Source organism: Vibrio sp. Vb1554, from assembly GCF_033344235.1.
The window spans coordinates 1-1,440 of the sequence record NZ_JAWPOJ010000179.1; the positions used below are offsets into that span (position 1 = coordinate 1).

Here is a 1,440-nt window from a genome sequence, read left to right on the forward strand (position 1 = left end):
TGTTTAGCAGGTATCGTGGCTGCGGTTATCATTCCTCGTTTGCCGCCTCTAAGCCTGAAAAAAGACCGCTACATTGACGGCAGCAAGCCAGCAGAAGATGTAGATGCAGTGCCAGAAGGTCACACGACATTCTCATGGGGCATGGACTTAGCTCTAAAACGCGCTGCAGAAGTAAAATCTGTTCAGTCTGTATTCAAAGAAGGCGTACACAACGCTATCGATATGGTGTTTGGCGTACTGCCTGTGGTTATGGGTTTGGGTACCGTTGCACTAGTGATTGCTGAATACACGTCAGTGTTTGAGATCCTTGGTCAGCCATTCATTCCTTACTTAGAGTTGCTACAAATTCCTGAAGCGGTACAAGCATCGCAAACTATCGTGGTTGGCTTTGCAGATATGTTTATCCCTGCGATTCTAGCGGCATCTATCGACAACGAAATGACTCGTTTTGTTATCGCAGCAATGTCTGTTACTCAGTTGATTTACATGTCAGAAGTTGGTGCACTACTACTAGGTAGCAAGATTCCAGTTAACATCGTAGAACTGTTTGTTATCTTCATTCTGCGTACGCTGATTACACTTCCTGTGATTGCTGGTGTTGCGCATCTGATTTTCTAAAATCAAAGCATACACAAAGGCTCCGCTCTGTCGGGGCCTTTTTTACAACCAAAATTTGGCTTACTTCCCCACTTAACTACGCCCTCAACGTAAACTCTATAATTTACAAAGAAAAAACCTCAATAAATGCTTATTTATAATAAATAAAACTTTACTAAACTCCTCAATCAAACCTGTTAACAGCAGTACTCTTTAAGCAATTCCTTTCATTATGACGCTTTCATTAAGATGGCTCACAAATCAGATCAAACTCACAAGTTTTAACTCAAACCACCATTTTGTTTAATTTTGGTTAAAAAAGACAACAAATGGATTCATGTTTTTGATAAAGATGTCGATAAGAAAGTAATCAAACACAACAGGTTTCTTTTTCTGCCGAATTCACCCGAACCCAAAAAGAGGTGGAAGCAGAAGAAAACTATCCGGGAGACTTAGAGGAAAACTCATGAAATTCAGACATAAGGTTGTCACCGCCTCTTCAATTTTGCTGCTAATTACTGTGTCGCTACTATCGACGCAACAAGTTATGACGATTCGTTCTCAAACTCAGGAGCACATCAATTCAAGCGTTAAAGAGATTTTGACCAGCGTGAGCAACACCGTTCAATCTGAAATGAACGCGAAGAAAGATCTCGCACGCTCGATCACAGAGATCATAGAACTATCGCCAAACGACCGCACATACGTAAAAGACATTCTTGAGAAGCCAACTCCGAAATCAAGCTTCCTAGCGATTGGTTTTGGTTACGAAAGTAATGGCTTCGTGATTGAAAACGACGACGGTTGGGATGCAGGGCCTGATTATGATCCTCGCCAACGCCC

At 41.9% G+C, this 1,440-nt stretch carries 1 protein-coding gene and 1 pseudogene; both read left to right on the forward strand.

Annotation, left to right across the window (positions count from 1 at the left end; translation table 11 throughout):
• Nucleotides 1-618 (forward strand): YjiH family protein (locus tag R8N28_RS24755; RefSeq protein ID WP_412079931.1); only part of this gene is annotated, 618 nt, incomplete at its 5' end.
• Between the two features lie 445 nt (nt 619-1,063).
• Nucleotides 1,064-1,440 (forward strand): annotated as a pseudogene (locus R8N28_RS24760) (chemotaxis protein); the annotation flags it as partial.